We start from the raw sequence: 316 nt of genomic DNA on the forward strand, positions 1-316 counted from the left end.
TGATTTCACAGTGAGTGAAAGGGGTCTGAAATTCCTACAGGAATGGATGGAGGGCAATCTCCCGCATCATTCATCATCTGATACGACCTTAGCGAAAGAGCTTGCGAGCCGATTAACCGGCGACGCCAAAAAGGCTGGAATTCGATCGGAAGAGATCTCAGAGGAGGTCGGTAGCATCTTCTCAACGATGCTCGAGGCGCTTGGAAATAGTGATCCCGAGCCTGATTGAGATCAGGACGCGGGGTGCGGAGTCGAAGAAAGGCTCCAGCCCGCAAGCGATGCGAAATGCAGCTGCCCTGTAGATGCCAGTTGGCGC

General features: G+C 53.8%; 1 protein-coding gene. It reads left to right on the plus strand.

Annotated elements, in window-relative coordinates; genetic code table 11:
- Nucleotides 1–229: DUF768 domain-containing protein (locus EN852_RS38160; protein WP_135879856.1), on the plus strand; the 229-nt coding region annotated here is incomplete at its 5' end.
- Nucleotides 230–316 lie beyond the last annotated feature (87 nt).

This window comes from Mesorhizobium sp. M2E.F.Ca.ET.209.01.1.1 (genome assembly GCF_004010375.2).
In the GTDB taxonomy this organism is placed as follows: Bacteria; Pseudomonadota; Alphaproteobacteria; order Rhizobiales; family Rhizobiaceae; genus Mesorhizobium.